The sequence below is a fragment of the Actinomycetospora sp. C-140 genome, assembly GCF_054796175.1.
Genome location: NZ_JBTWNF010000017.1, coordinates 48,507 through 73,229, shown reverse-complemented (window position 1 = coordinate 73,229; position 24,723 = coordinate 48,507). Strand labels below are relative to the sequence as shown.

At 73.8% G+C, this 24,723-nt stretch carries 29 protein-coding genes; 16 read left to right on the top strand and 13 right to left on the bottom strand.

Translation table 11 applies throughout. The features are described from left to right. Positions 1 to 8 precede the first annotated feature (8 nt). Positions 9 to 353 carry a hypothetical protein gene (locus ACR9E3_RS24815; protein ID WP_460383333.1) on the bottom strand — a complete coding sequence of 115 codons (345 nt, stop codon included), beginning with the start codon at positions 351 to 353 and terminating at the stop codon, positions 9 to 11. Between the two features lie 204 nt (positions 354 to 557). Between ACR9E3_RS24815 and ACR9E3_RS24810 the strand changes: the two genes are divergently transcribed. Then, complete coding sequence (locus tag ACR9E3_RS24810) at positions 558 to 1,355, top strand: class I SAM-dependent methyltransferase (protein WP_460383331.1); 798 nt, start codon at positions 558 to 560, stop codon at positions 1,353 to 1,355. A 43-nt stretch (positions 1,356 to 1,398) separates the two neighbouring features. Next, positions 1,399 to 2,196, top strand: a complete 798-nt coding sequence (locus ACR9E3_RS24805; protein ID WP_460383330.1) for an enoyl-CoA hydratase/isomerase family protein — start codon at positions 1,399 to 1,401, stop codon at positions 2,194 to 2,196. Here ACR9E3_RS24805 and ACR9E3_RS24800 read toward each other — a convergent pair. From ACR9E3_RS24800 to ACR9E3_RS24770, 7 genes are all read right to left on the bottom strand, one after another. Then, positions 2,183 to 2,812, bottom strand: coding sequence for a hypothetical protein (locus tag ACR9E3_RS24800; protein WP_460383329.1), 630 nt, complete (start codon positions 2,810 to 2,812; stop codon positions 2,183 to 2,185). The two genes, ACR9E3_RS24805 and ACR9E3_RS24800, sit on opposite strands and share 14 nt — an antisense overlap. Positions 2,813 to 2,864: 52 nt before the next feature. Continuing rightward, positions 2,865 to 3,986, bottom strand: coding sequence for a thiolase family protein (locus ACR9E3_RS24795; protein WP_460383328.1), 1,122 nt, complete (start codon positions 3,984 to 3,986; stop codon positions 2,865 to 2,867). Continuing rightward, positions 3,983 to 4,378, bottom strand: coding sequence for a Zn-ribbon domain-containing OB-fold protein (locus tag ACR9E3_RS24790; RefSeq protein WP_460383326.1), 396 nt, complete (start codon positions 4,376 to 4,378; stop codon positions 3,983 to 3,985). The genes ACR9E3_RS24795 and ACR9E3_RS24790 overlap by 4 nt, the downstream gene beginning before the upstream one ends. Further along, on the bottom strand, positions 4,371 to 5,279 hold the full coding sequence (locus ACR9E3_RS24785; RefSeq protein ID WP_460383325.1) for a CoA transferase subunit A: 909 nt from the start codon (positions 5,277 to 5,279) through the stop codon (positions 4,371 to 4,373). Before ACR9E3_RS24785 ends, ACR9E3_RS24790 begins: the two co-directional genes overlap by 8 nt. A gap of 71 nt (positions 5,280 to 5,350) precedes the next feature. Beyond that, positions 5,351 to 6,202, bottom strand: a complete 852-nt coding sequence (locus ACR9E3_RS24780; RefSeq protein ID WP_460383324.1) for a hypothetical protein — start codon at positions 6,200 to 6,202, stop codon at positions 5,351 to 5,353. Between the two features lie 9 nt (positions 6,203 to 6,211). Further along, complete coding sequence (locus ACR9E3_RS24775) at positions 6,212 to 7,657, bottom strand: aldehyde dehydrogenase family protein (RefSeq protein ID WP_460383323.1); 1,446 nt, start codon at positions 7,655 to 7,657, stop codon at positions 6,212 to 6,214. 30 nt (positions 7,658 to 7,687) lie between these two features. Continuing rightward, positions 7,688 to 9,217, bottom strand: a complete 1,530-nt coding sequence (locus ACR9E3_RS24770; protein WP_460383321.1) for a class I adenylate-forming enzyme family protein — start codon at positions 9,215 to 9,217, stop codon at positions 7,688 to 7,690. A gap of 113 nt (positions 9,218 to 9,330) precedes the next feature. Between ACR9E3_RS24770 and ACR9E3_RS24765 the strand changes: the two genes are divergently transcribed. Continuing rightward, complete coding sequence (locus ACR9E3_RS24765; RefSeq protein WP_460383320.1) at positions 9,331 to 9,981, top strand: PadR family transcriptional regulator; 651 nt, start codon at positions 9,331 to 9,333, stop codon at positions 9,979 to 9,981. Position 9,982: 1 nt separating this feature from the next. Here ACR9E3_RS24765 and ACR9E3_RS24760 read toward each other — a convergent pair whose 3' ends face one another. Beyond that, positions 9,983 to 10,291: an EthD family reductase gene (locus ACR9E3_RS24760; RefSeq protein ID WP_460383318.1), complete on the bottom strand. Its 309-nt coding sequence runs from the start codon at positions 10,289 to 10,291 to the stop codon at positions 9,983 to 9,985. A gap of 71 nt (positions 10,292 to 10,362) precedes the next feature. Continuing rightward, positions 10,363 to 11,940: a class I adenylate-forming enzyme family protein gene (locus tag ACR9E3_RS24755; RefSeq protein ID WP_460383317.1), complete on the bottom strand. Its 1,578-nt coding sequence runs from the start codon at positions 11,938 to 11,940 to the stop codon at positions 10,363 to 10,365. A gap of 209 nt (positions 11,941 to 12,149) precedes the next feature. Between ACR9E3_RS24755 and ACR9E3_RS24750 the strand changes: the two genes are divergently transcribed. Together ACR9E3_RS24750 and ACR9E3_RS24745 are read left to right on the top strand one after the other, a co-directional pair. After that, positions 12,150 to 12,812, top strand: coding sequence for a TetR/AcrR family transcriptional regulator (locus tag ACR9E3_RS24750; RefSeq protein WP_460383316.1), 663 nt, complete (start codon positions 12,150 to 12,152; stop codon positions 12,810 to 12,812). A gap of 10 nt (positions 12,813 to 12,822) precedes the next feature. Beyond that, positions 12,823 to 13,044 (top strand): hypothetical protein, encoded by a 222-nt coding sequence (locus ACR9E3_RS24745; protein ID WP_460383315.1) that lies wholly within the window; start codon positions 12,823 to 12,825, stop codon positions 13,042 to 13,044. Here the strand turns inward: ACR9E3_RS24745 and ACR9E3_RS24740 are convergent. Beyond that, positions 13,016 to 13,510, bottom strand: a complete 495-nt coding sequence (locus ACR9E3_RS24740) for a GNAT family N-acetyltransferase (RefSeq protein WP_460383313.1) — start codon at positions 13,508 to 13,510, stop codon at positions 13,016 to 13,018. The genes ACR9E3_RS24745 and ACR9E3_RS24740 overlap by 29 nt on opposite strands. Positions 13,511 to 14,044: 534 nt before the next feature. Between ACR9E3_RS24740 and paaA the strand changes: the two genes are divergently transcribed. The 9 genes from paaA to ACR9E3_RS24695 all read left to right on the top strand — a co-directional run bounded on the left by paaA (position 14,045) and on the right by ACR9E3_RS24695 (position 21,531). Beyond that, positions 14,045 to 15,013: a 1,2-phenylacetyl-CoA epoxidase subunit PaaA gene (paaA, locus tag ACR9E3_RS24735; protein WP_460383312.1), complete on the top strand. Its 969-nt coding sequence runs from the start codon at positions 14,045 to 14,047 to the stop codon at positions 15,011 to 15,013. After that, positions 15,010 to 15,354 (top strand): 1,2-phenylacetyl-CoA epoxidase subunit PaaB, encoded by a 345-nt coding sequence (gene paaB / locus ACR9E3_RS24730; protein ID WP_460383310.1) that lies wholly within the window; start codon positions 15,010 to 15,012, stop codon positions 15,352 to 15,354. Before paaA ends, paaB begins: the two co-directional genes overlap by 4 nt. Then, positions 15,354 to 16,310: a 1,2-phenylacetyl-CoA epoxidase subunit PaaC gene (gene paaC / locus ACR9E3_RS24725; protein ID WP_460383309.1), complete on the top strand. Its 957-nt coding sequence runs from the start codon at positions 15,354 to 15,356 to the stop codon at positions 16,308 to 16,310. The genes paaB and paaC overlap by 1 nt, the downstream gene beginning before the upstream one ends. After that, positions 16,304 to 16,822 (top strand): 1,2-phenylacetyl-CoA epoxidase subunit PaaD, encoded by a 519-nt coding sequence (gene paaD / locus ACR9E3_RS24720; protein WP_460383308.1) that lies wholly within the window; start codon positions 16,304 to 16,306, stop codon positions 16,820 to 16,822. Before paaC ends, paaD begins: the two co-directional genes overlap by 7 nt. Then, positions 16,822 to 17,922 carry a 1,2-phenylacetyl-CoA epoxidase subunit PaaE gene (gene paaE, locus ACR9E3_RS24715; protein ID WP_460383307.1) on the top strand — a complete coding sequence of 367 codons (1,101 nt, stop codon included), beginning with the start codon at positions 16,822 to 16,824 and terminating at the stop codon, positions 17,920 to 17,922. Before paaD ends, paaE begins: the two co-directional genes overlap by 1 nt. 11 nt (positions 17,923 to 17,933) lie before the next feature. Further along, a complete protein-coding gene (paaZ, locus tag ACR9E3_RS24710; RefSeq protein WP_460383305.1) occupies positions 17,934 to 19,967 on the top strand; it encodes a phenylacetic acid degradation bifunctional protein PaaZ in 2,034 nt (677 codons plus the stop codon). Beyond that, positions 19,960 to 20,379, top strand: coding sequence for a hydroxyphenylacetyl-CoA thioesterase PaaI (gene paaI / locus ACR9E3_RS24705; RefSeq protein WP_285652344.1), 420 nt, complete (start codon positions 19,960 to 19,962; stop codon positions 20,377 to 20,379). The genes paaZ and paaI overlap by 8 nt, the downstream gene beginning before the upstream one ends. A gap of 141 nt (positions 20,380 to 20,520) precedes the next feature. Next, entirely contained in the window at positions 20,521 to 21,177 is a 657-nt protein-coding gene (locus tag ACR9E3_RS24700) for a DedA family protein (RefSeq protein WP_460383303.1), read from the top strand. Between the two features lie 39 nt (positions 21,178 to 21,216). Next, positions 21,217 to 21,531, top strand: coding sequence for a hypothetical protein (locus ACR9E3_RS24695; protein ID WP_460383302.1), 315 nt, complete (start codon positions 21,217 to 21,219; stop codon positions 21,529 to 21,531). Positions 21,532 to 21,581: 50 nt separating this feature from the next. Here the strand turns inward: ACR9E3_RS24695 and ACR9E3_RS24690 are convergent, their stop codons facing one another. After that, positions 21,582 to 22,718, bottom strand: coding sequence for an acyl-CoA dehydrogenase family protein (locus ACR9E3_RS24690; RefSeq protein WP_460383301.1), 1,137 nt, complete (start codon positions 22,716 to 22,718; stop codon positions 21,582 to 21,584). A gap of 67 nt (positions 22,719 to 22,785) precedes the next feature. Here ACR9E3_RS24690 and ACR9E3_RS24685 point away from each other — a divergent pair, with 67 nt between their 5' ends. Beyond that, positions 22,786 to 23,373 (top strand): TetR/AcrR family transcriptional regulator, encoded by a 588-nt coding sequence (locus ACR9E3_RS24685; protein ID WP_460383300.1) that lies wholly within the window; start codon positions 22,786 to 22,788, stop codon positions 23,371 to 23,373. Here the strand turns inward: ACR9E3_RS24685 and ACR9E3_RS24680 are convergent. Further along, positions 23,344 to 24,063 carry a molybdopterin-dependent oxidoreductase gene (locus ACR9E3_RS24680; protein ID WP_460383299.1) on the bottom strand — a complete coding sequence of 240 codons (720 nt, stop codon included), beginning with the start codon at positions 24,061 to 24,063 and terminating at the stop codon, positions 23,344 to 23,346. The two genes, ACR9E3_RS24685 and ACR9E3_RS24680, sit on opposite strands and share 30 nt — an antisense overlap. Positions 24,064 to 24,148: 85 nt before the next feature. Between ACR9E3_RS24680 and ACR9E3_RS24675 the strand changes: the two genes are divergently transcribed. Continuing rightward, positions 24,149 to 24,715: a TetR/AcrR family transcriptional regulator gene (locus ACR9E3_RS24675; protein ID WP_460383298.1), complete on the top strand. Its 567-nt coding sequence runs from the start codon at positions 24,149 to 24,151 to the stop codon at positions 24,713 to 24,715. Positions 24,716 to 24,723 lie beyond the last annotated feature (8 nt).

The following is a 24,723-nucleotide window of genomic DNA, read 5'->3' as shown; positions in this document are numbered from 1 at the left end:
GCCGGGGCTCAGCGGTCGGAGCAGGGGCGGCCGGCGCTCTCGACGCGCCGGCTGACCTCGGCGAGACGCGACGCGAGGGCCGGGTCCGGCGAGGCGGCGGCCTGGCCGGGCGGCTGCTGGCGCAAGCGTTCGATCTCGGCGCGCACCTCGGGGGTCAGCGCCATCGTCGAGCCGCCACCGCCGCCGGGACGCAGCCGGGTCGTGCACGGCGTCTGGCTCCCCCCGGTCGGCGCCGACGCGGCCGGGGCGGCGGCGGGCTGGGGGGATTCCCCGGGCGCGCCCGCGCAGCCGCCGAGGACGAGCAGCCCGGCCAGGACCGATCCGGCGAGAACCGGCACACCGCGGTGGGTCATCGAACGATCTCCTCAGCACCATCCGGGCGACCGATCGGGGGCGGCCGCCTCGCACCACGAGACTGGCCACCCGCCGTGACGCAGCTCTGTGGCGTCTCTGAGGGAACCGTGAGGTCCGGGGTCGGCGTGCTGTTGTCAGCGAAGTGCCCCTATCGGCGTGCTCCCCTGATCGACGCTCAGAGCGTCCGTATTCTTCCGTCGATCATGGACGACGAGGACCGCTACGCCGACGCCGCGCGGGGCTGGGCGACGGGCGCCGCGCGGGTCTACGGGCCGCTGGCGGCGCAGCTCGTGGCCTCCGCGCCACACGCGCTGGCCGGTCGCCGGGTGCTCGACGTCGGCGCCGGCACGGGGCTGGCGTCGTCGGCGCTGCGCGCGGCCGGCGCCCACCCGGTGGCCGTGGACCGCTCGCCCGCGATGCTCGCCTGGGACGCCGCGGCGCGCCCGCCGGGGGTCGCCGGCGCGCTGGAGGCCCTGCCGCTGCGGGACGGGGCGGTCGACGACGCCGTCGCCGCCTTCGTGCTCAACCACGTCGACGACCCGACCGCCGCGCTCGCCGAGATCGCCCGCGTCGTGCGGCCCGGTGGGGCGGTGCTCGCGACCGTCGCCGCCGCGACGACCGCACACCGTGCCGTCCGCGACCGGATCGACGTCGTCGTCGCCGACGCGGGCTTCTCGCCGCCGGGCTGGTACGCGCACCTCACGACGGTGCAGTCCCCGCAGCTCGGCGAGGTCCCCGCGATGGCCGCGGCCGCCCGCGCGGCCGGGCTCGCCGTCGTCGACGTCACCGAGCACGCCGCCGACGTCGGCGTCGAGCGCGCCGAGGACCTCGTCGACTACCGGCTCGGCCAGGCCCACGTCGCGTCGTGGCTGGCGGGGCTCGGCGCGGACGAGCGGGCCGCGCTGCGCCGGGCGGCCGTCGACGCCGTGACCCTCGTGATGGCGCCCTACCGGCCACCGGTGGTCACCCTGGTCGCGCGGACCCCGGGGAAGGCAGCATGATCCCCGCGCCCGGACCGGCCGGCGCAGGAGAGGAGTGCGTTCGATGACGAGCGACGCCGTCGTGGTGACCCGTGACGACCAGGCGGCCGTGGCGGTCGTGCGGATGAACCGCCCGGACCGTCGCAACGCGCTGACCACCGAGCTGAAGGTCGCGCTGCGCGACGCGCTCGAGGACGTCGCCCGCGACGAGAGCGTCCGCGCCGTCGTCCTCGCCGCCGCCGGCTCGGCGTTCTGCGTCGGGCAGGACCTCGGCGAGCACGCCGAGACGCTGCGCTCCGGCGACCCGGACGCCATGCGGACCGTGCCCGAGCACTACAACCGCATCACCTCGGCGCTCGCGACGATGCCCAAGCCCGCGATCGCGGCGGTCCGCGGCACGTGCGTCGGCGCCGGCCTGGGCTTCGCGCTCGCCTGCGACCTCCGCCTGGCCGCCGCCGGTGTCCGGTTCGCGACGGCCTTCGCCGGCATCGGCTTCGGCGGCGACTCGGGTCTCTCCGCCACCCTCGCCCACGCCGTCGGCGCCTCCCGGGCCACCGACCTGCTGATGCTCGGCGACACCTTCACCGCCGAGCAGGCGCGCGACTGGGGTGTCGTCCGCGAGGTCGTGGGCGGCGAGGAGCTCGACGACAAGGCGCTCGCCCTGGCCCGCCGCCTCGCGTCGGGGCCGACCGCGGCCTACGCCGAGATCAAGACCGCGATCGCGCTGGGCACGGTGTCGTCGCTGCCGAGCGTGCTCGAGCACGAGGGCGCCGCGCAGTCCCGCCTGGCGAAGACCCAGGACCACCGCAACGCCGTCGAGGCCTTCCTCGCGAAGGAAAAGCCGACCTTCATCGGGAGGTGAGGGGCGCGGCGAGCTCCCGCGCGTCCGACAGCGTCACCGCGACGTCGAGCTCGCCGGTCGTGACGGCGTCGCCCTCGCCGACGACCCACGTCACCCGCACCGAGGATTGCTCGCCACGGGCCACGACGCAGAACCCGTCGGCGGACGACGGGACGCCCCGCCCGCCCGCGAGCACCGCCGTCACCGCCCCGTCGTGGACACGCCAGGTCGCGCGACGCCGCCGCCGGGATGCGTCGTCCGTCCACGGGTTCAGACCGCACCCGAGGACGGGGTCGACGAGCCGGTCGAGCGCTTCGGACCCGAGGCGCTCGACCGCCGCGCAGTCGTGGAACGTGATCTCGAGGCGCAGGGCCTGCTCGGGGCCCGCGACGTCGACGCGCATGCCCGACAGCAACGCGCCGAGCACGCGGGCGCGATCGGCGTCCGCGTGCTCCTCCCGGGCCGTACGCCACGCACGGAGCCGTCGCTCGCGATCACCAGGAGTCATGGGCGTCGGGAGGCCCGGCAGGTCCCGCCACGCCGGCGGCGTCGCGATCCCGGCCCGGGCCGCGCCCCGGCGGAACCGGTCCTCCTCCCGCTGCCGGAGCCGCGCCACGACGTCGTCGACGTGGCTCACCCGGTGCACGTCCCCGAGCACCCGGACCTCCACAGCGCGGACCGGGAGCACGTCAACCACCGGCCAGGACGTGGATGCTGCAGGCCGCGTGGTCGTAGCCGGTGATGCCGCCGCCGGTGCAGTGGGTCAGCCCGGTGTCGGCCCGCCCGCCGTCGTGCTCGGGCGGGTCGCGGAGCCACTCGACGACCTCGACGACCTGCGCCAGGCCGGTCGCGCCGATCGGGTGGCCGCGGGCGAGGAGCCCGCCGCCGCGGTTCACCGCGCACCGCCCGTCGCGCCGGGTCCGCCCGGAGCGCAGGAGGTCCGGGGCCTCGCCGAAGCCGCAGAGCCCGAGCGCCTCGTAGTAGAGGAGCTCGGCGATGCTGAAGGCGTCGTGCAGCTCGATCACGTCGACGTCGTCGGCGGTGATGCCGGCGTCGGTGTACGCGTCGGCGACCACGCGGGACGTCAAGGGCTCACGGGCGAGGTCGTGCGCGCCGGTGGTGCCCGAGCTGAAGCGGCTGGCGGTGACGGTGACCGGCCGCCGGTCCCCGACGTGCCGCGAGACCACCGCGGCCGCCGCGCCGTCCCCGGATCCCGTGCACTGCAACAGCGTCAGCGGGTCGGCGACGGGACGGGACTCCAGGACCTCCGGGAGCGTGGGTGCGGCGCGGAACTGCGCGCGGGGGTTCCGGGCGCCGTTGCCGCGGTTCTTCACCGCGACCTCGGCCAGGTCCTCGACGGTCGCGCCGGTCGCGTCGAGGTAGCTCCGGGCGCGCATCGCGTAGACCGCGGGCATGGTCACGCCCTGGGCGACGTCGAGGTCGTCGGGGTTGAGACGCAGGGTCCCGCCGCCGAACGTCGACAGTTTCTCGACCCCCAGGACGAGAACGGTGTCGTAGAGCCCGGTCCGCACGGCGTGCACCGCCAGGTGGAACGCCACGGCCGAGCTCGAGCAGGCGGCCTCGAGGTTGTAGCCGGGCCGTCCCGTGAGCCCCAGCCGCGCCGCGATCCGCTGCGCGGGCAGCATCCCGCCGTAGACGTTGCCGCAGTACACGGCGTCGACGTCCGCGGCGGTCACGCCGGACGACACCAGCGCGTCGAGCCCGGCCGCGGCGGCGAGGTCCTCGACGGTGCCCTCCGCGCGGCGGGCGAACGGCGTCATCCCGACGCCCAGGACCTGTGCCGGGATCACGGGTCGGCCCCGACGGGCCGGAACAGCCAGCCGGTCACCGTCCCGGCCGGCCCGTCGCGCAGCACCCCGCCGACGGCCTCGACGGCGTCCCCCGGCCGCACGCCGTCCCAGCGCTCCAGCCGCCCGCAGAGCCGCGACCCGTCGGGCAGGTCGACATAGGCGACCGCGTACGGCGCCGCGATGCCGTCCGCGGCGACGTGGGTGACGGTGAGGGCGTGGACCGTGCCGCGGCGGGGCAGCGGCACCTCGGCGAGGTCGGTTCCCCAGCACCGGGGGCAGGCCCGCACCGGCGGGAACGTCCGCTCCCCGCAGCGCCGGCAGCGCGTGGCGAGCAGGACCAGGTCGGCCCCGTCCCGTCGCCACGCACCGGGCGCCAGGACGCTGTCAGGCACGGCGCCGCGTGCCGGTCAGCCCGGCGTACTCCGCCTCGAGGGCGCGCAGCGTGTCGCGGCCGACGACGTCGACGTAGGCGTCGTGGCCGGCCGGACCGGTGATCCACTTCTCGAGGTAGGCGTCGAGCCCGCTGCGGTCGCCCTTGCGCACCCCGGCGGTCGCACGCACGTAGTCCTCGATGTGGGTCGCGTCCTCGGCGTAGTAGCCGTGGGAGGCGTACGGGTGCGCGCCGTACGGGGCGACGACCACGGCATCGGCGTAGGGCACCGAGGTCATGAGCGGGTCGCGGCGGATGTCGTCGTTGTCGACCAGCTGCTCGACCGTCAGGGCGACGCGGTCGGCGGCCCGGGCCATGATCCGGTCGCCGAAGCGGGCCCCCGGGTGGCGGCCGTTGCCGTACTTGTCGGCCTCCCCGACGTGCAGGAACGCCCAGTCGACGGGCAGCGCGGGCACGGCGACGTACTCCTTGCCGTCGCCCAACGGGCTCTCGAAGACCACCAGCTCGTCGTTGAGATCGACGACGCTGCTGCCGATCCCGCCGCGCCAGGCGAAGAACTCCTGTCCCATGGCGCGGGCCTGCAGCCCGGCGTAGAGGATGTACTCGGAACTCTCCTTCATCGTGACCGCGCCGGACTCGATCGCCTGCCGGAAGCAGCTGCCGACCGCCGAGTAGAGCTCGGCGCCGCAGTACGGCGCAATGAGCCGCCCGACGACGCCCGCGCCGAGCAGCAGGTCGATCTCCAGGCCGCCGGTCGCGGACCCGACGATCGTCAGGTCCCGCTTCCCCTGGCGGATCAGCTCGCGCACGAGCGGCATCGGGTGGTTCGCGGTGACGAAGCCGCCGATCGCCACGGTGTCGCCGTCGCGGACCTCGCCCGCGACCTCCTCGGCGCTGCGCACCACCTCACGTCGTCGTGGCGGCCCGTCCGGCATCTCGACGGGCCCTGTCCGCAGTGTCTGGGCACCTCTGCTCATCGCTGCAGCACCCCCTTGCGGTCGATCTCGTGACGGAGGACGTCGAGCTCACGGCTGCTCGGCGGTTCGTGGTGGGCGAAGTGCGGCGAGCGGACGATCTCCCAGCCGGTGTTCTCCGCGACCTCGTCCTCGGTGGTGCCGGGGAAGAGGCCGACGAGTGCGGCCGTGCTGTCGGGACCGGAGAAGTCGAAGACCGCGCGCGGGGTCACGATGAACTGCGGACCGTTGCCCGCCAGGTCCTTCTCCCGGTAGGTCCGCGGCCCGGGCATCGAGACGTGGTCGACCTGCTCGACGCAGCGCTGGCGGTCGTGTGCGGTCATGAACACGAAGGCGTCCCGCACCGTGGTGACGTCGTTGATGCCGACGCTGCCGGGGCCACGGAACCGCCAGCCGCTGTCCGGCGAACCGATGCCGATGAGGTTGACGTTGCCGTGCTTGTCGACCTGGATGCCGCCGACGAAGAACTTGTCGGCGAAGAAGTACTTGTTGGTGTCGAGATACCGCTCGGTGTTCTCGTAGTAGTCGTCACGACCGCCGGGCGGGCCGTAGTGATTGAACGTGTCGTGGTGCTCGAAATACGCCTCCGCCCAGTTCATGATGTGGAAGTCGACGGACGTACGGGGCAGTTCGGAGACTTCCCTGTCGGCGACGTTGCAGAGGAACGCACCCCCGCCGAGCTGCAGCTTGAGGTTGGGCGCGTGCATCTTCTGCGCCAGCATCGTCGCGGCGAACGAGATCTCGGTGTGGGCTCCGGAGCAGATGCGGTCGGTGTCGCGGATCTGGCGCGCGAGGAAGACCGCCATCATCTCCTTCCAGCTCGCCGACATCGCTGTGGTCGCTGTCGTCACGGCCGCCTCCTATCGGGTACTGACGAAGACGGACTTCTCCTGGGTGAAGAAGTCCATGATGCTGAAGCCCATCTCGCGCCCGTGGCCGCTGAGCTTGTAGCCGCCGTACGGCGACGACGAATGGAGAATCCCGAACGAGTTCACGTACACGTTCCCGGCCTCGAGCCGGCCCGCCACGCGGAGGGCGCGCCCGACGTCCCGCGTCTGCACCCCGGCGGCGAGGCCGTAGCGGGTGTCGTTGGCGAGCGCGACGGCGTGGTCCTCGTCGGTGAAGGGCATCGCGACGACGACGGGGCCGAACACCTCGTTCTGCGCGATCTCGCTGGCGTTGTCGACGCCGGTGACGATCGTCGGCTCGAAGAAGAGCTCGCTGTCCAGCCCGTCGACGCGCCGGGTCGCCCCACCGGTGAGGATCTCCGCGCCGGACGCCACCGCCCCGTCGACGAACCCCTGCACGCGCTTGAGCTGGTCGCCGTCGATCAGCGGGCCCATCGTCGTCGCGTCGTCCATCGGGTCGCCGAGGACGGTCGTCTCCGCCGTGTGCCGACGCAGCGCGTCGAGGAACTCGTCGTAGATCGTGTCCTGGACGAGCAGGCGCGTGCCCGCGTGGCAGTTCTCGCCCTGGTTGACGACGAACGCCGTGTGGCTGGTCGCGACCGCGCCGGGGATGTCGACGTCGTCGAAGACGAGGTTGGGGGACTTGCCGCCGAGCTCGAGCGTCACGGGCACGGCCCGCGCGGACGCCGCGGCCTGGATCGCCGCGCCGGTCTCGGTCGACCCGGTGAAGGCGATCGCGCGCACGCGGGGATCGCGGCAGAGGGCCGCGCCGGCCACCTCGCCCACCCCCGGGACGGCGTTGACGACGCCGGGCGGAGCCACCTCGTCGAGCAGCCGCACCGCGAGCAACGGGGCGAGGAGGGCCTGCTCGGCGGGCTTGAGGACGATCGTGTTCCCGGCCATGATCGCCGGCGCGATCTTCCAGATGGCCTGCAGCAGCGGATAGTTCCACGGGATGATCCCGGCGACGACGCCGCGCGGCTCCCGCACCGTGTAGTTCAGGAACGACCCCGGGATCTTCACGGTCTGGCCGGTGACCTTCCCGGCCATGCCGGCGAAGTACTCGATCGCGTCCGGCGCCGTCCGCAGGTCGACCTTGCGGCTGATGCCGATCGGTTTGCCGACGTCGCGGGTCTCGAGCTCGGCGAGCTCGTCGGCGTGCTCGCGGATCGCGGTCGCCCAGTCCCGCAGGACCCCGGCCCGGCGTGACTCGCTCGCCCGGGCCCACGCGGGGAACGCGGCGGCCGCCGCCGCGCACGCGTCGGCGACGTCCGGCTCCCCCGCGGACGCGACCCGGCCCAGCAGCTCACCGGTCGCGGGGTTGTGGACGGCGAACGTGTCCCCGCTCGCCGCGGCGCGTTCGGCACCGGCGATCCTCAGTCCGTACTCGCGACTCATGATCGGGCCGCCCCTCTCGGTCGTTGCTGGTCACACGGAGGCCGGCGGCCCGGCCGCGGGGGAGAACTGCGCGCGCAGCTCGCGGCGCAGCAGCTTGCCGACGGAGCTGCGCGGGATGTCGTCGACGAGGACGTAGCGGCGCGGCACCTTGTAGCCGCTGAGGCGCTCACGGCACCAGGCGTCGAGGGCGTCGACGTCGAGGTCGCCGCCGGCCGGGACCACCGCGGCCCACGGCTTCTCGCCCTTGATCGGGTCCTCCACCCCGAACGCGGCGCACAGCGCGACGTCGGGGTGGGCGGCGAGCACCTCTTCGATCTCGGCCGGGTAGACGTTGTACCCGCCGGTGATGATCATGTCGTTCTTGCGGTCGACGATGTAGAGGAAGCCGGCCTCGTCGCGACGGGCGAGGTCGCCGGTGTGCAGCCAGCCGCCGCGCAGCGTCGTCGCGGTCGCCTCGGGGCGCTCCCAGTAGCCGGCCATGATCTGCGGGCCCCGGGCGATCAGCTCGCCGACCTCGCCGACCGGGACGTCGCCGTCGTCGGCGTACACCACCCGGATCTCGGTCATCGGGTACGGCAGACCGCACGACAGGGTCGGGGTCTCGCCGTAGCGCAGCGAGCCGGTCAGGTTCCCGGCCGCCTCGGTGATGCCGTAGCAGTCGAGCACCGGGGCGCCGAAGCGCTCGCCGAACCGGTGCCGGATCGTGCTGGCGAGCGGCGCGCCGGCGCAGACGGCGACCTCGAGCGCGCTGACGTCGAGGCCGTCCGTGTCGGCGTCCGGGAGGCGCCCCAGCAGCGCGTACGTGGTCGGGACGCCCGCGCAGGCGGTGGCCCGCTCGTCGGCGAGCAGGCGCGCGAACCCGGCCGGGTCGAACGTGGGCTGGACGATCATGGTGGCGCCCGCGACGACGAGGCCGCCCATGATGATGTTGCCGCCGTACAGGTGGACCAGCGGCATCGCCTGCACCAGGACGTCGGACGGGCGCAGCTGCAGCCGGTTCGCGGAGAGCACCGCCTGCATCGAGAGCGACGCGTGGGTGTGCACGATCCCTTTCGGACGCCCGGTGGTCCCGGAGCTGTACGGCAGGCACGCGGGGTCCGAGGGCGACGGGAGCGGGACCTCGCGGCCCGGGCGGGCGAGGAGCTCGGAGAGCGCCACGCACCCGTCGACGGGGCTCGTGGTGACGACCTGGAGCCCGGGCGGGCGACCGAGCTCCCCGTCGAGCCGCGCCAACAGCTCCGGGGTCGTCACGAGCAGCGACGCCGCGCTGTCGGTGATCATGTACTCGACCTCGCGCGGGGTCAGCGCACCGTTGACGAGGTTGGCGACGAGCCCGGCGCGCATCGCGCCGTAGAAGCAGACGACGTAGTCGACCGAGTTCGGCAGGAACAGGCTGACGCGGTCGCCGGGCCGGAGTCCGAGGTCGCTGACCGCCCCGGCGAACGCCCGGACCCGCTCGGCCAGCTCGCCGTAGGTCGCGCGGGTGTCGCCGACGGCGCAGGCGACCGTGCTCGGGGATTCCTCGCCGTGGCGATCCAGCTCCTCGACCAACGTCGCCATCACGACCACCCCTCATTGGATAGTGCGGAATCACACTATAGCGATCCCGTACTATGTCAACGGTCGACAGCGGTGGCCCGGCGGCGCCGCGGGCGGGAAGGGAAGATGCGGTCGTGACCGAGGGGCACGTCGAGGAGGCACCGGCCGAGCAGCTCTCGGATCTGGAGGTCGCGCTCCTGGGCCTGCTCAGCGTGCGGTCGATGACCGGGTACGAGATCGGGCGCCACTACGCGCGCGCCCTCGCGCCGTGGTGGGAGACACCGCGGACGCAGGTCTATCCGAAGCTGCGCGAACTCAAGTCCCGCGGGCTGGTCGACGAGGAGCACGTCGTCCAGGACGGGAAGCCCAACAAGCGGGTCTACTCACTCGGCCCGACAGGACGGACCGCGCTGACGAGCTGGTTGGCGGGGCCCATCCGCCGCACCGACATGAAGCACCACATGATGATGCGGCTCTTCCTCGGCAACCTGCTCCCGGTCGAGACGATGCGCCAGCTGCTCGAGGACTACCGCGTGGAGATGCTCGAGCGGGCCGAGGCCCTGCGCGAGGCCCGCGAGAAGTTCTCCCGGTCCCTGTCCGGGCCCTACCGCAAGAGCGTGTTCTACGAGCTGCTCAGCCTCGACCACCTGATCGCCGTCGCCGATCTCGAGGTGTCCGGCACCGAGAAGGCGCTGAAGGCGATCGAGCTCGACCCCGTCGCGATGCCGGAGAACGGCGAGCACCTCGGCCGGCTGCTCGAGATGTACCGCGACCAGTCGACCTGACTCAGTCGCCGACGATCACGTGCTCCTCGGCGACGAACACCACGGCACGGGCGACGTCGTCGGCGAGCGCGTCCCGGGCCGCGCGCCCCTCGGGCGTGCTGAAGACGTTCCGCGCCGTCTCTTCGGACTCGAACCAGATCTCGGCGACGCCGTCGAACTCCTCGTCCTCGGAGACGGCGATGTTGATGTGGTACCGCGTGAGCCCCGGCCACTTCTTGACCCGCGGCACGTGCACCTCGAACCACCAGCGACGGAACTCGTCGAACGACATCCCCTCGCGGCGCTTGATCGCGCCCACGACCTTGAACATGCGTTCCTCCTGGGTGCGAACGGGGACTTCAGGCGCATAGAAGCAGCGAACAGCACGTTCGCTGCGACACATCACGTCAGCTGGGACTCGCGCTCGCTCCAGAACACGGCGCGCAGCTCCCGCTTGAGGATCTTCCCGGCGCCCGACTTCGGCAGCGGTTCGACGCGGGTCTCGATGCTGCGCGGCACCTTGTAGCCGGCGATCGTCTCGCGGCAGTGGGCGACGAGCTCCGCGGCGAAGGCATCGGGGTCCGCGGGCAGCGAGCGCAGCACGACCACCGCGTGCACGGCCTCGCCGTAGCGCTCGTGCGGCACCCCGAACACCGCCACCTCGACCACCGAGGCGTGCGAGAACAGCGCGTTCTCGACCTCCGCGCTGTACACGTTCTCGCCGCCCGAGACGATCATGTCCTTGGCGCGGTCGACGAGGAACAGGTGCCCGCCGTCGTCGAGCAGACCCAGATCGCCCGAGGCGAACCAGCCGTCGCGCAGCACGGCCGCGGTCTCGTCGGGCTTGTTCCAGTAGCCCGCGGTCACGTTCGCGCCGCGGATGAGCACCTCGCCGACCAGGCCCGGCGGCAGCGGCGTGCGGTCGGTGGGGTCGACGACGATCACCTCGACGCCGACCGCGGCCCGCCCGCACGAGCGCGCCTGCGGGGCGTCGAGCAGGTGCTGCTCGCCGGGCAGGAGCGTGACGATCGGCGAGGTCTCGGTCAGCCCGTAGATGTGCAGCATCTCGGCGTCGGGGAACGTCGCGTGGGTGCGGCGCAGCAGCTCGACCGCCGCCGGCGACGAGCCGTGCGAGAGCCAGCGCAGCGACGAGACGTCCCGCGGGCGGGCGGTCTGCTCGGCGGCGAGCGCGTCCATCATCGTCGGGACGACGAGCGTCGCGGTGACGCCCTGGCGCTCGACGAGGTCGAGCACGCCGTCGGCGGTGAACGCCGGGCACATCACCTGGGTCCCGCCGGCCCAGATCGTCGCCAGCGCCCCGATCGTGCCCGCGGCGTGGAACATCGGGGCGACGACCAGCCACCGGGTCTCGGGCGTGAACGGCCAGCAGGCCATGAAGTGGAAGGCGTTGGCCACGAGGTTGCCGTGGGTGAGCATGACGCCCTTGGCCGCCCCGGTGGTGCCGCCGGTGTAGAAGATGCCGGCGAGGTCGCGCTCGGCGGGCTCGCGCAGCGGGGCGACGGGCTCCGCGTCCGCGAGCAGCGTCTCGTACTCGGTGGTCGTGTCGACGACGCGCAGGTCCGGGTCGAGGCCGTCGAGGGGCCGGTCGGCGAAGAGCACCGTCGCCCCAGCGTCGCGCAGCGCGTAGGTCCGCTCGGCGGCGGTGTGCCGGACGTTGAGCGGGACGATCACCAGGCCGTGGCTCGGCAGGCCGAGGTAGAGCTCGAGGTAGCGGTGGCAGTTGGCCCCGAGCACCCCGACGCGGTCGCCCGGCGCGAGGCCGAGGCGCGTGAGGACCGTGCCGAGGCGGGCGACCCGGTCGCCCAGCTCGGCGTAGGTCACGGTGTGCTCCCCGCAGACCACCGCCGTGCGGTCGCGCGCGGTCGCGAGCGCACGGCGCATCGGCGCCCCGACGGTGCGCGTGGCGTTGCCCGCGTCCGCCGCCGGCGCCAGGTCGTGGAGGGTGTCCAGCGTCGTCATCGACCCACCTCGGGGACACACTGCGGGCTCTCCGCAGTCGAACGATCGTTCGGTCGGTCGCCGACGGTAGCAGTGACGCGCCCCACCGGCCAGGACGAGGATGCGGCCTCCCGCGCACCCGCGCCAGCACCTCCGGCGGCGACACCGCGGCCGACCGGACCGGCCCCGTCGCACCCGCTGACGCGGGGTCGACCCGTAGATTGCCGTCCGTGACCGGTGCGCGTCCCCCCGCCCGTGAGGGTGAGCCCCCGACGGGGACCACGCGGGAGCGTCGCGCCCGGCCGGCCTACGACCCGTCGAGCCTCGTCGAGGTCGCGGCGCGAGTGTTCAACGAGCGCGGCTACGACGCGACGAGCATGGAGGACCTCTCCGCCGCCGCGGGGATCACGAAGTCGTCCTTCTACCACCACGTCCGGGGCAAGGAGGCGCTGCTGCGCGCCGCCCTGGAGCGGGCGCTCGACGGCCTGTTCGGGATCCTCGAGGAGCCGGCTGCCGTCGCGGGCAGCCCGCTGGCCCGCCTGCGCCACATCGTGCGCCGCCAGGTCGAGGTGCTCGCCGCGGAGCTCCCGCACGTCACGCTGCTCCTGCGCCTGCGCGGCAACACCGAGACCGAGCGCTGGGCCCTGGGCCGGCGGCGGGAGTTCGACGCGGCGATCGCCGCCCTGGTGCGCGAGGCCACGGCCGCAGGCGAGCTGCGCGCCGGGCCCGACCCCGCCGTCGACGCGCGCCTGCTCTCGGGGCTCGTGAACTCGCTGGTCGACTGGTACCGGCCCGGCCGCATCGCCGTCGACGCCCTGGTGGCCGAGGTCGACCGCATGGCCTTCGAGGGCCTGCTCGCGAAGGTGCCTGCGACCGGCGGGCCGGCGTCCTAGTCTCGAGCCCGTGCCGCTGGAGTTCTCCGAGCAGCCCGACACCGGCCTCGTCGCCGTCACGCTGACCGACGGGGACGGCACCGTGCTGCAGACCCGCGTGGTGGCCGCGGACGAGATCTCCCGCATCGCGGCGCGCGCCCGGGCGGCGGTCGAGCGCAGCCGGCGCACCGGTGAGCCCGGGCTCTACGTCACGCTCGACGAGCTCATCGACGGGACGTCAGGTCCTTCTTGAACCCGACGTGGCTCGCGGTGAAGCCCAGCCGTTCGTAGAACCGGTGCGCCCCGGACCGGGACGCGTCGCTCGTCAGCTGCACGAGCCCGCAGCCGCGCCGCTGCGCCTCCGCGACCGCCCACGTCACCAGCGCGGCCCCGAGACCGCGCCCGCGCCGGCGCTCGTCCACGTGCACCGACTCGAGCTGGGCCCGCCGCGTCCCCCGCCGTCCGAGGCTCGGAAGCACGGTGAGCTGCAGCGTCCCGACCGTCGTCCCGTCGGCGTCGTCGAGGCAGACCAGCAGGTGGGCGGGGTCGGCGTCGATCTCGGCGAAGGCCGCGTCGTACGGCGCGAGGTCGCCGACGGCGTCGCCCCGGCCGGCGCTGACGGGGTCGGCGGCGACCAGCCCGACCAGCGCGGGCAGGTCCTGCTCCGTGGCGCGCCGGACGGTGAGCGCGCCGTCGGCGAGCGTCGCGAGAACATCCACGGCAGCGGATCCTGCCCGGCGCCGGAGGAGGAGCGAGGGCATCCCTCGCTGCGTCGGGAGCAGCGAAGGTGCCCCTCGCTCCCCGGGAACGCAGGGCGCGGGCACCTCTCGCGCACGGCGCCCGGGGGGAAGCGAGGGCGTCCCTCGCTGCACGTCACGCAGTCAGGGCGTCCCTCGGTCCCCCGCCCGCGGGGCGCCGGCCATGTGCGCTCGCGGCGACCGGCTCGTTATGCGTGATCGAGAGGCAGGGCCAGCTGCGGAACGTGCTGATCGCGCAGCGCGTGCCCACCCCTGCGGAGATCACGAGCACCTGGTGCACCCGTCACGGGAGCTCGAGGGGGGATGACGCGCCCGTGATCACCGCGAGCGCCACCCACACCACCCACGCCGCCTGGAGCGAAGGCGTCCCTCGCTGCGTCACAGGCAGCGAAGGCGGCCCTCGCTCCGTCACCCGGGCGACGACGGTTGCGCACCCGCACCCCGGTGCGCCACCATGGCCAACCGAACGAACATTCGGTACGGAGGTGGCCACCGATGACGGTGACCGAGGACCAGGGCCGCGACCTGAGCGACCTCGAGGCGGAGTTCGACCGCACCGTGGCGACCGAGGGCCGGATCGAGCCGCGCGACTGGATGCCCGAGGGCTACCGGAAGACGCTGATCCGCCAGATCGCCCAGCACGCGCACTCCGAGATCATCGGGATGCAGCCCGAGGGCAACTGGATCCTGCGCGCCCCGAGCCTGCGCCGGAAGGCGATCCTGCTGGCCAAGGTCCAGGACGAGGCCGGGCACGGGCTGTACCTCTACTCGGCGACCGAGACGCTGGGCGTCGACCGCGCCGAGCTCACCGAGAAGCTGATCGACTCCAAGCAGAAGTACTCGTCGATCTTCAACTACCCGACGCTGACGTTCGCCGACATCGGCGTCATCGGGTGGCTCGTCGACGGTGCCGCGATCGTCAACCAGGTCCCGCTGTGCCGCTCCAGCTACGGCCCCTACGCGCGGGCGATGGTGCGCATCTGCAAGGAGGAGTCGTTCCACCAGCGCCAGGGCTTCGAGCTGCTGCGCACGCTGATGGCCGGCACCGACGCGCAGCGCGCGATGGTCCAGGACGCCGTCGACCGCTGGTGGTGGCCGTCGCTGATGATGTTCGGCCCCGCCGACGGCGACTCGCCCAACACCCAGCAGTCGATGGCCTGGCGGATCAAGCGCCACACCAACGACGAGCTGCGCCAGCGCTATGTCGACATGACCGTCCCGCAGGCCGAGGCCCTCGGCGTCACGCTGCCGGACCCGGAGCTGCGCTGGAACGCCGAGCGCGAGGCGCACGACTTCGGCGACATCGACTGGGACGAGTTCATGCAGGTCGTCAAGGGTGCGGGGCCGTGCAACGCCCAGCGCCTGGCCAACCGTCGCGCCGCGCACGAGGACGGTCAGTGGGTGCGGGACGCCGCCAGCGCGTACGCCGCCAAGCACGCCCGGAAGGAGGTGCCGGCAGCATGAGCATGGCCGACGACACCACGGCCCACGTCGAGGGCGAGCCGACGTTCACCGGCACCCCGAAGGCGGTCTGGCCGCTCTACGAGGTCTTCGTGCGCGGCAAGCGCGGGCTCAACCACGTGCACGTCGGGTCGCTGCACGCCCCCGACGACACGATGGCCCTGCACAACGCCCGCAACCTCTACACGCGGCGCAACGAGGGCGTGAGCATCTGGGTCGTCCGCGGCGACGCGATCACCGCGTCGAGCCCGGACGAGAAGGACCCGTTCTTCGCGCCGGCCGGCGACAAGGTCTACCGGCACCCGACGTTCTACGAGATCCCCGACGACGTCCCCCACCTCTGATGCACAGCAGCCATCACGACCACGACGACGAGAACGTCTACGACGCCCTGTCGACGGCCGACGACGACGGGCGCTGGGCCTTCGGCACCGGGTTCGACGCCGGCACCGCGGAGATCGACGCGCCGGTGCCCGACGGCGTCGACCGCGACGACCTCGCGGCCTACTGCCTCATGCTCGCCGACGACGCCCTGATCGCGGCCCAGCGGCTGTCCGGGTGGACGGCGAAGGCGCCCGAGCTCGAGGAGGAGGTCGCGCTCGCGAACATCGCGCTGGACCTGCTCGGGCAGGCCCGCGTCCTGCTCTCGCGGGCGGGCCACCTCGGCGCCGCCGAGCCGTACCGGGGCGAGCGCAGCGACGGGAGAGGCGGAGGCGCCGGGCCGCAGGACGACGAGGACGTGCTGACGTACTTCCGCGACGACCGCGGCTTCCGCAACGTCACGCTCGTCGAGTCCGAGCTCGGCGACTTCGGCCGCACCATCGCCTGGATCCTCGTCCTGTCCTCGTGGCGCCTGGCGCTGATGCAGCGGCTCACCGCGAGCAGCGATCCCGTGCTCGCCGCGGTCGCCGCGAAGGCCGTCAAGGAGCTGACCTACCACCGCGACTACGCCGCCCAGTGGGTCCTGCGCCTGGGCGACGGCACCGAGCTCTCGCACACCCGGATGCAGGCGGGCCTCGACGCGGTGTGGCCGTTCGTCGAGGAGCTCTTCCTCTCCCACGCCGTCGAGCGCCGTCTCGTCGACGCCGGCGTCGCCGTCGATCCTGAGCAGCTGCGCGCCGAGGTCGACGCGGTCCTCGAGCAGGTCCTGCCGGCGGCCACGCTGACCCGCCCGGAGAAGCCCGCGGTCGGCCTCGTCGGCGGCCGCGGGGGCCGCGACGGCGTGCACACCGAGGCCCTCGGCGGGCTCCTCGCCCTCATGCAGTCGCTCGCCCGCGCCCACCCGGAGGCGACGTGGTGACCACCGAGACCGACGCGCGGACGGCTGCCGAGCAGGTCGTCGACCCCGAGATGCCGATGCTGACCCTCGCCGACCTCGGCGTCCTGCGCGGCGTGGAGGTCGTGGAGGACGGCGCGGACAGCGTCGTCCGGGTCACCCTCACCCCGACCTACTCCGGGTGCCCCGCCCTCGACGAGATGCGCCACGACCTGCGGCGCGCGCTGACCGAGGCCGGGTACGCGAAGGTCGACGTCCGCACGACCTTCAGCCCGCCGTGGTCCACCGACTGGATCTCCGACGAGGGACGGCGCAAGCTCGCGGCCGCGGGCGTCGCACCGCCCGACCGGATCGGTCCCCGTGCCGCGGGCGGCCCGGTGCCCCTGACCCTCGTGGCCCCGTCGCGGACCGTCGCCTGCCCGCAGTGCGGCGCCCGCGACACCGACGAGACCTCCCGCTTCGGACCCACGGCCTGCACCGCGCTGCGCCGCTGCCGGTCGTGCGGCGAGCCGTTCGAGCACGTCAAGGAGATCTGATGACGGCGCCCGCCACCGAGGACCGTGCCACCGACACGGCCCCCGGCTTCCACACCCTGCGCGTCGCCGACGTCGAGCGGCTCTGCGACGACGCCGTGGCCGTGCGGTTCGACGTCCCCGACCACCTCGGCGACGACTACGCCTTCCGCGCCGGCCAGTACCTCACGCTGCGGTTGACCGGCGAGGACGGCGAGGAGCGCCGCTCGTACTCGATCTGCGCGCCCGAGGGCGCGGCGCCGCGGATCGGGGTGCGCCGTGTCGACACCGGGCTGTTCTCGACGTGGCTCGTCGACCGGCTCGCCGCGGGCGACGAGATCGAGGTCGGACCGCCGCAGGGCCGCTTCACGCCGGAGGTCGCGCCCGGGGAGCACCACGTCCTCGTCGCCGCCGGCTCGGGCATCACGCCCGTGCTCTCGATCGCGTCCACCGTGCTGGCCGCCGACCGCGACACCCAGGTGACCCTGCTCTACGGCAACCGGCGCTCGGACACGGTGATGTTCGGCGAGGACCTCGCCGACCTCAAGGACCGCTACGGCCCGCGGCTGCAGCTGGTCCACGTGCTCTCCCGCGAGCCCACCGCCGCCGACCTGTTCAACGGCCGCCTCGACGCCGACCGCCTGCGCACGCTGATCGGCGCGCTGGTGCCCGTCGGCGAGGTCGCGCACTGGTGGCTGTGCGGGCCGCTCGGGATGGTCGAGGCGGCCACCGACGTCATCACCGGCTTCGACGTCGAGCGCCGGCGGGTGCACCGCGAGCTGTTCTACGTCGACGAGCCGCCGCCCGAGGTGCACCGCGCCGAGGACGACGTCGTCGACGACGCCGGGGGCGCCACCGTCACGGTCGTGCTCAACGGCCGGGAGAGCGTGCTGACCCTGCCGCGCACCGAGCCGGTGCTCGACGCCGCGCAGAAGGCCCGATCCGACCTGCCGTTCGCGTGCAAGGGCGGCGTCTGCGGGACCTGCCGCGCGCAGGTGACCGTCGGCGAGGTGCGCATGCGGCGCAACTTCGCGCTCGAGCCCGAGGAGGTCGAGGCCGGCTTCGTGCTCACCTGCCAGGCTCTGCCGGTCTCGGACGACGTGACCGTCGACTACGACGTATAGGAGTCCCAGCGATGAGCGTCCTGCCCAGCTACGTCCGCGGCGGGTGGGTCACCCCCGACGGCGTCGAGGGCCGCCCGATGAGCGACGCCGTCACCGGCGAGGAGATCGGCCGGTTGGCCACCGACGGCATCGACATGGCCGCGGTGGCCGCGTACGGGCGCCGCACCGGCGGGCCGGCGCTGCGGGAGCTGTCGTTCCACCAGCGCGCGTCGCTGCTCAAGGCCCTCGGCGGGCACCTGCGCGAGCACCGCGAGGAGCTCTACGCGGCTTCGGCGCGCACGGGCGCGACGAAGGGCGACGCGAAGTTCGACGTCGACGGCGGCATCGGGGTGCTGCTCACCTACGCCTCGCTGGGCAAGCGCGAGCTGCCCGCCGCGGGCCCGTGGCTCGACGGCGACCTCGTGCCGATGAGCAAGGGCGGCACGTTCGTCGGCCAGCACGTCCACACCCCGCTGCAGGGTGTCGCGGTGCAGGTCAACGCCTACAACTTCCCCTGCTGGGGCCCGCTCGAGAAGCTCGCGCCGGCGTTCCTGGCCGGCGTCCCGTCGATCATCAAGCCGGCGACGCCGACGGCGTTCCTCACCGCGGAGCTGGTGCGGCTGATCGTCGACTCGGGCCTGCTGCCCGAGGGCTCGGTGCAGTTCCTGGCCGGCTCGACCGGCGACCTGTTCGACCACCTCACCGAGCAGGACCTCGTGTCGTTCACGGGCTCGGCCTCCACCGCGCGGCGGCTGCGCACCCACCCGGTCCTCTCGGCCCGCGCGGTGCGGTTCACCGCCGAGGCCGACTCGCTGAACTGCTCGATCCTCGGGCCGGACGCGACGCCGGGCACCCCGGAGTTCGACCTCTACGTCTCCCAGCTCGTCACCGAGATGACGGTCAAGGCCGGCCAGAAGTGCACGGCGATCCGGCGCGCGTTCGTGCCCGCGGAGCAGGCCGACGCCGTCGTCGAGGCGGTCCGGACGAAGCTCGCCGACGTCGTCGTCGGCGACCCCGCCGATCCCGCGGTGACCATGGGTGCCCTGGCCGGGCTGGAGCAGCGCGAGGAGGTGCGCCGCTCGCTGAAGTCGCTCACCGACGAGGCCGAGATCGTGTTCGGTGACCCCGAGCAGGTCGAGGTCCACGGGGCGGACGCCCAGCGGGGCGCGTTCCTGTCCCCGGTGCTGCTGCGGGCGAACCCGGACTCCGCCGCCGTGCACGAGGTCGAGGCGTTCGGGCCGGTGTCGACCGTGGTGCCGTACTCCTCGACCGCCGAGGTGATCGAGCTCGCCGCCCGCGGTCAGGGGTCGCTGGCCGGCTCGGTCGTCTCCGCCGACCCGGCGTTCGCGCGCGACGTCGTGCTGGGCGTCGCGCCGTGGCACGGGCGGCTGCTCGTGCTCGACCGCGCCGACGCGAAGGAGTCGACGGGCCACGGCTCGCCGATGCCCCAGCTCGTGCACGGCGGGCCGGGACGCGCCGGCGGCGGCGAGGAGATGGGCGGGCTGCGCGGCGTCGCCCACCACATGCAGCGCAGCGCGGTCCAGGCGAGCCCGGACATGCTCGCGGCGATCACCGGGCGGTGGGTGCCGGGCAGCGCCCGCACCGTCACCGACGAGCACCCCTTCCGCAAGCACCTCGAGGACCTGCGCCCGGGCGACACCGTGGTCGGCGGTCCGCGGCGCGTGACCGAGGCCGACGTCGAGCACTTCGCCGAGTTCACCGGCGACACGTTCTACGCCCACCTCGACGCCGAGGCCGCGGCGGCGAACCCGTTCTTCGGCGAGCGGGTGGCCCACGGCTACCTCGTGGTCTCGTTCGCCGCGGGCCTGTTCGTCGACCCGGCGCCCGGACCCGTGCTGGCGAACTTCGGCGTCGACCACCTGCGCTTCCTGACGCCGGTGAAGTTCGACGACGAACTGACGATCACGCTGACGGCCAAGGACATCTCGCCCCGCGCCTCCGCGGCGTACGGAGAGGTGCGCTGGGACGCCGAGGTGGCCAACGCCGCCGGCGAGCCGGTGGCCAAGTACGACGTGCTGACGCTGGTGGCGAAGCGGAATGGGTGACCTCGACGGGCCGATCTCGCCGTCGGTCCGGCGGATGTGGGACGACGACGCCGCCTCGCGCAAGCTCGGCATGGAGCTGCACGAGGCCGTCGACGGCCGGGCCCGGCTGACCATGACGATCACCGAGGACATGGTCAACGGGCACGGCATGTGCCACGGCGGCTACCTGTTCCTGCTCGCCGACTCGGCGTTCGCGTGCGCGTGCAACAGCCCGGGGCCGGTCGCGGTGGCGGCCGCCGCGGACATCGTCTTCGTCGCCTCGGCGCGCACCGGCGACGTCCTCGAGGCGCTCGCGACCGAGCGGGTGGCCTTCGGGCGCAGCGGGGTGTTCGACGTGACGCTCGTCCGTCCCCGGGACAACCAGGTGATCGCCGAGTTCCGCGGCCGGAGCCGGACGCTGCGCCGCGAGTAGGTCACCCTGGGTCGCCGACTGGGCCGTCCGTGGTCGTCTAGCGGACGGGAGGGTCCCCCTGCGCGCCACCGTGGGTCATCATCGCAAGGATCCGGGGAGCTCACCGAGCAGCTCACCCGCCGCCGAGCGAGAGGTCCCGACGTGGCGATCGACCACTGGTTGATGACCATCCCCCCGCTGGCGGTCTACCTGGCCGTCGCGGGGGTCGTCGGCATCGAGAGCCTCGGCGTGCCGCTGCCCGGCGAGGTCGTGCTGGTCAGCGCCGCGCTGCTCTCGTCGCGCCCCGACATCCCGGTGGAGCCGGAGTGGGTCGCCCTGGGGGCGCTCATCGGGGCGGTGGTGGGCGACTCCATCGGCTACGCCGTCGGGCGGCACTACGGGATCGGGCTGCTCGAACGGCTGGGGCGGCGGTTCCCGAAGCACTTCGGGCCGTCCCACCTCGCCCTCGCCGAACGGGCGTTCGCGCGCTGGGGTGTGCTGACCGTGATCATCGGCCGCTTCATCGCGATCCTGCGCATCCTCGCCGGGCCGCTGGCCGGGGCCCTGCGGATGCCGTACAAGAAGTTCCTGCCCGCCAACATCATCGGTGGCGCGCTGTGGACGATCGGCACCACGTACGCCATCTACTTCCTCGGCATCGTCGCCGAGACGTGGCTGAAGCGCTTCTCCTACGTCGGGCTGGCCGTCGCGCTCGTGGCGGGCGCGACGATCGGGTGGATGGTCAAGAAGCGGGTGTCGGGCATGCTCGCGGCCGCTCCCGCGCCCGGCGACGAGGAGGAGGGTGCGTCGGCGGCGTGATCGGGTAGCCCTGCGGCCCCGTCCGCAAGGAGGAGCTCCGTGGCCGACACCCCGTTTCCCGACTTCGACCACGCCACGGTCGACACCGTCAAGCACCGCATCCGCTCGCTGGCGCGCGAGGACGTCGAGGGCCTGCTCGCCCACGAGCGGGAGCACTCCTCGCGTCTGCCGGTGATCGAGGTGCTGCGCACCCGGCTCGCCGAGCTCGACGCCGGCGCGACCCCGTCGGGCGGCGACCAGACCGAGGCCCGCGACGGCGGCACGGCGCACGGCTCGCCGGTCTCCCCCGACGGCGCCGCCCAGCCCGGCCCGCCCGACCGCCACGGCCTGCGCCAGGTGACGTGGGGCGGCTGAGTCCCCTGTGAGCAGTTGGGGCCCCTCCAGGGGCCCCAACTGCTCACGTATCAGCGGGCGAAACCGCGGCTGATCACCAGGCGCTGGATCTGGTTGGTGCCCTCGAAGATCTGCATGATCTTGGCCTCGCGCATGTAGCGCTCCACCGGGAAGTCGCGGGTGTAGCCGTAGCCGCCGAACACCTGCACGGCGTCGGTGGTGACCCGCATGGCGTTGTCGGTCGCGACCAGCTTCGCCGCGCTGGCCTGCCGCGAGTACGGACGCCCGAGATCGCGGCGGCGGGCCGCGTCGAGGTAGGTGGCGCGCGCGGAGTCGACGGCCGCGGCCATGTCGGCGAGCACGAAGCCCAGCCCCTGGTGGTCGACGATCTTGCGGCCGAACGTCGTCCGCTCGTTCGCGTAGTCGACCGCCGCGTCCAGCGCGCCCTGCGCGAGCCCCACGGCGCAGGCCGCGATCCCGAGGCGCCCCGAGTCCAGCGCCGAGAACGCGATCTCGAGACCCTGCCCCTCGCGGCCGATCAGCCGGTCGGCGTCGAGCACCGCGCCGTCCCAGTTCGCCGTGGCCGTCGGCACCGCGTGCAGGCCCATCTTCTCCTCGGGCCGCCCCCAGGACAGGCCCTCGGCCTGCCCCGGCGCGAGGAAGCACGAGACGCCGCGTGAGCCCTCGCCCGTGCGGGCGAACAGCGCGTAGAAGTCGGCGCGCCCGCCGTGGGTGATCCAGGCCTTGGTGCCGGTGATCTCGTAGCCGTTCTCCACCCGCGAGGCCTTGCACCGCAGCGCCGCGGCGTCCGAGCCGGCCTGCGGCTCGGACAGCGAGTAGCCCCCGATCAGCGAGCCGCCCAGCATCTCGGGCAGGCGCTGCTGCTGGTCGGCGGTGCCGAAGGTGAACAGGGGGAAGCACGACAGCGAGTGGACGCTGGTCGCCACGGCCACCGCGGCCCAGCGGGCGGCCAGCTCCTCGAGCACCTGCAAGTAGACCTCGTACGGCTGCCCGCCGCCGCCGACCTCCTCGGGGTAGGGCAGCCCCAGCAGTCCGGCCGCGCCGAGCGTCGCGAAGAGGCCCTCGGGATAGCTCTCGGCCCGCTCGTGCTCCTCCACCCGCGTCGCGAGCTCCTTGTCCGCGAGGTCGCGGGTCAGCTCGAGGAGGTCCTCGGACTCCTGGGTGGGCAGCAGGCGGTCGACCGGCATCGCTGGACTCCTATCGGTACTCAGATCGGTCCTAGAGTACCGATGGAGGTGCCGCTAGGGTAGGCGCATGAGTGCTCCGAGCTCGACGCGCCGCGGTGCCGCGCGCCACTCGGAGCTCTTCGACGCCCTCGTGGCGCTCCTGCTCGCCGAGGGCTTCGCCCACCTCACCCTCGACGACCTCGCGGCTCGGCTGCGGTGCTCCAAGCGCACGCTCTACGCGCTCGCGGGCTCGAAGGAACAGCTGGTGCGCGCCGCGGTGGTGCACTTCTTCGAGCGCGCCACGACCCACGTCGAGGCCGCCGTCGACGCCTGCGCGGCGCCGGCCGACCGCGTCGCGGCCTACCTGCGTGCCGTGGCGGCCGAGCTCGCCCCCGCGTCGGCCGCCTTCGTCGACGACATGGCCGCGTTCCCGCCCGCCGCCGAGGTCTACGCGCGCAACACCCGCGCCGCGGCCCGGCGCGTCGGCGAGCTGATCGCCGAGGGCGTCGAGGCCGGCGCCTTCCGCGACGTGCCGGTGTCCTTCGCCGCCGAGACCGTCGCGACGACGATGGTGGCGATCCAGCAGCGCCGCATCGCCGGCGCGACCGGGCTCGCCGACGCCGAGGCGTACGAGGCGCTGGCGGCGCTACTGCTCCACGGCCTCGCGCGCCCCTGAGTCGCCGAGCGCGCAGAGGGCCCGGAGCGGCGCGACCAGCGCGCGGTAGAACGGGCGCACCCACGGCCCCGGCAGGGAGCCGTGACGCTCCTCGGCCCAGACCCGCGCGCGCGGGTGCTCCTCGATCACCCGGTCGATCACGGACCGGCGGGGTCCCGGCCGGGCGGTGCGGACCTCGATCCGGCAGAGGTGCTTGGTGCTGAGGTAGCCGTACTGGCGCGGACTGACGAGCCGGACCGGGGCGCCGTGGTCGCCGTCGAGCGGCCGCCCGTCGAGGTTCTCGGCGAGCAGGACGTCGTCGTCCAGCGCGTCCTCGATCGTGACGACCGACCGGTGCCCGTCGAGTCCCCGGAAGACGAGGTGGGTGACGGGCGCGTCCGGGTCGAGGGCCGGCGCGACCAGCTCGCGCCAGAAGCTCGCGAACGGGACCCCCTCCCACCGGAGGTCGACCGCCGACCACCCGGCGACGCAGTGGAGGTCGGCGACGAGCTCGCGGCGCGGCAGCCCGGCGAGCGCAGAGAGCGGGACCGTGACGCCGGCCCGCACCGCGCCGCGGACCTCGATCGCGTGGTCCGCGGGGACGGCCGGCGGCGGGTGGTGGAGGTGGGTGCCGAAGCGCGGGAAGCCGGCGACCGGGCGCTGACCCGGCGGCAGCCGCAGCCCGTGGCCGGTGGCGGGTGCTGTGGTCATGGCCGCTCCCCGGTCGATGTACGGACCCGTATACACCGACGCTAGCACCGTCTGTACGGTGCCGTATAGACACCGGGAGGAACGCATGGCCCTCGCCCGCACACCGCGCCACCGGTGGATCGACGCGGCCCTGCTGGCGCTCGCCGACGGCGGGCCGGACGCGGTCCAGATCGAGTCGCTGGCCCGGTCGCTGGGCGTCACCAAGGGCGGCTTCTACGGCTACTTCGCCGACCGGCGCGCGCTCCTGACCGAGGTGCTCGACACGTGGGAGTCCCGGAGCACCGCGGACGTCCTCGCGCGCGTCGAGCGGGAGGGCGGCGACGCGATGCGGAAGGCCCGCCGGGCCGCCGAGCTGACGTTCAGCGTCGAGCTGCGCCCGGTCGACCTCGCCGTCCGCGACTGGGCGCGGCGCGACGCGGGCGTCGCCGAGCGCCTGCGCCGCGTCGACGACGTCCGCATGGCCTACCTGCGCGAGCTGCTGGAGCCCGTCAGCGCCGACGATGAGGACCTCGAGGCGCGCTGCCTGATCGCCTTCTCGGTGGCGATCGCCGACCGCCTCGTCGCCGCCGACCACGGCACACGCACGCGCGCCGACGTGCTGGAGGCGATCAACCGGCGGCACCTCTTCGCGCGGTCGCCCGAGGCTCCGTAACCTCGGGT

Excerpts from the sequence above, each read along its gene's own strand:
- ACR9E3_RS24815 (WP_460383333.1), bottom strand. The coding sequence starts at position 353 with ATGACCCACCGCGGTGTGCCGGTTCTCGCCGGATCGGTCCTGGCCGGG.
- ACR9E3_RS24810 (WP_460383331.1), top strand. The coding sequence starts at position 558 with ATGGACGACGAGGACCGCTACGCCGACGCCGCGCGGGGCTGGGCGACG.
- ACR9E3_RS24805 (WP_460383330.1), top strand. The coding sequence starts at position 1,399 with ATGACGAGCGACGCCGTCGTGGTGACCCGTGACGACCAGGCGGCCGTG.
- ACR9E3_RS24775 (WP_460383323.1), bottom strand. The coding sequence starts at position 7,657 with ATGAGTCGCGAGTACGGACTGAGGATCGCCGGTGCCGAACGCGCCGCG.
- ACR9E3_RS24770 (WP_460383321.1), bottom strand. The coding sequence starts at position 9,217 with ATGGCGACGTTGGTCGAGGAGCTGGATCGCCACGGCGAGGAATCCCCG.
- ACR9E3_RS24760 (WP_460383318.1), bottom strand. The coding sequence starts at position 10,291 with ATGTTCAAGGTCGTGGGCGCGATCAAGCGCCGCGAGGGGATGTCGTTC.
- ACR9E3_RS24755 (WP_460383317.1), bottom strand. The coding sequence starts at position 11,940 with ATGACGACGCTGGACACCCTCCACGACCTGGCGCCGGCGGCGGACGCG.
- paaA (WP_460383312.1), top strand. The coding sequence starts at position 14,045 with ATGACGGTGACCGAGGACCAGGGCCGCGACCTGAGCGACCTCGAGGCG.
- paaB (WP_460383310.1), top strand. The coding sequence starts at position 15,010 with ATGAGCATGGCCGACGACACCACGGCCCACGTCGAGGGCGAGCCGACG.
- paaC (WP_460383309.1), top strand. The coding sequence starts at position 15,354 with ATGCACAGCAGCCATCACGACCACGACGACGAGAACGTCTACGACGCC.
- paaE (WP_460383307.1), top strand. The coding sequence starts at position 16,822 with ATGACGGCGCCCGCCACCGAGGACCGTGCCACCGACACGGCCCCCGGC.
- paaZ (WP_460383305.1), top strand. The coding sequence starts at position 17,934 with ATGAGCGTCCTGCCCAGCTACGTCCGCGGCGGGTGGGTCACCCCCGAC.
- paaI (WP_285652344.1), top strand. The coding sequence starts at position 19,960 with ATGGGTGACCTCGACGGGCCGATCTCGCCGTCGGTCCGGCGGATGTGG.
- ACR9E3_RS24690 (WP_460383301.1), bottom strand. The coding sequence starts at position 22,718 with ATGCCGGTCGACCGCCTGCTGCCCACCCAGGAGTCCGAGGACCTCCTC.
- ACR9E3_RS24685 (WP_460383300.1), top strand. The coding sequence starts at position 22,786 with ATGAGTGCTCCGAGCTCGACGCGCCGCGGTGCCGCGCGCCACTCGGAG.
- ACR9E3_RS24680 (WP_460383299.1), bottom strand. The coding sequence starts at position 24,063 with ATGACCACAGCACCCGCCACCGGCCACGGGCTGCGGCTGCCGCCGGGT.
- ACR9E3_RS24675 (WP_460383298.1), top strand. The coding sequence starts at position 24,149 with ATGGCCCTCGCCCGCACACCGCGCCACCGGTGGATCGACGCGGCCCTG.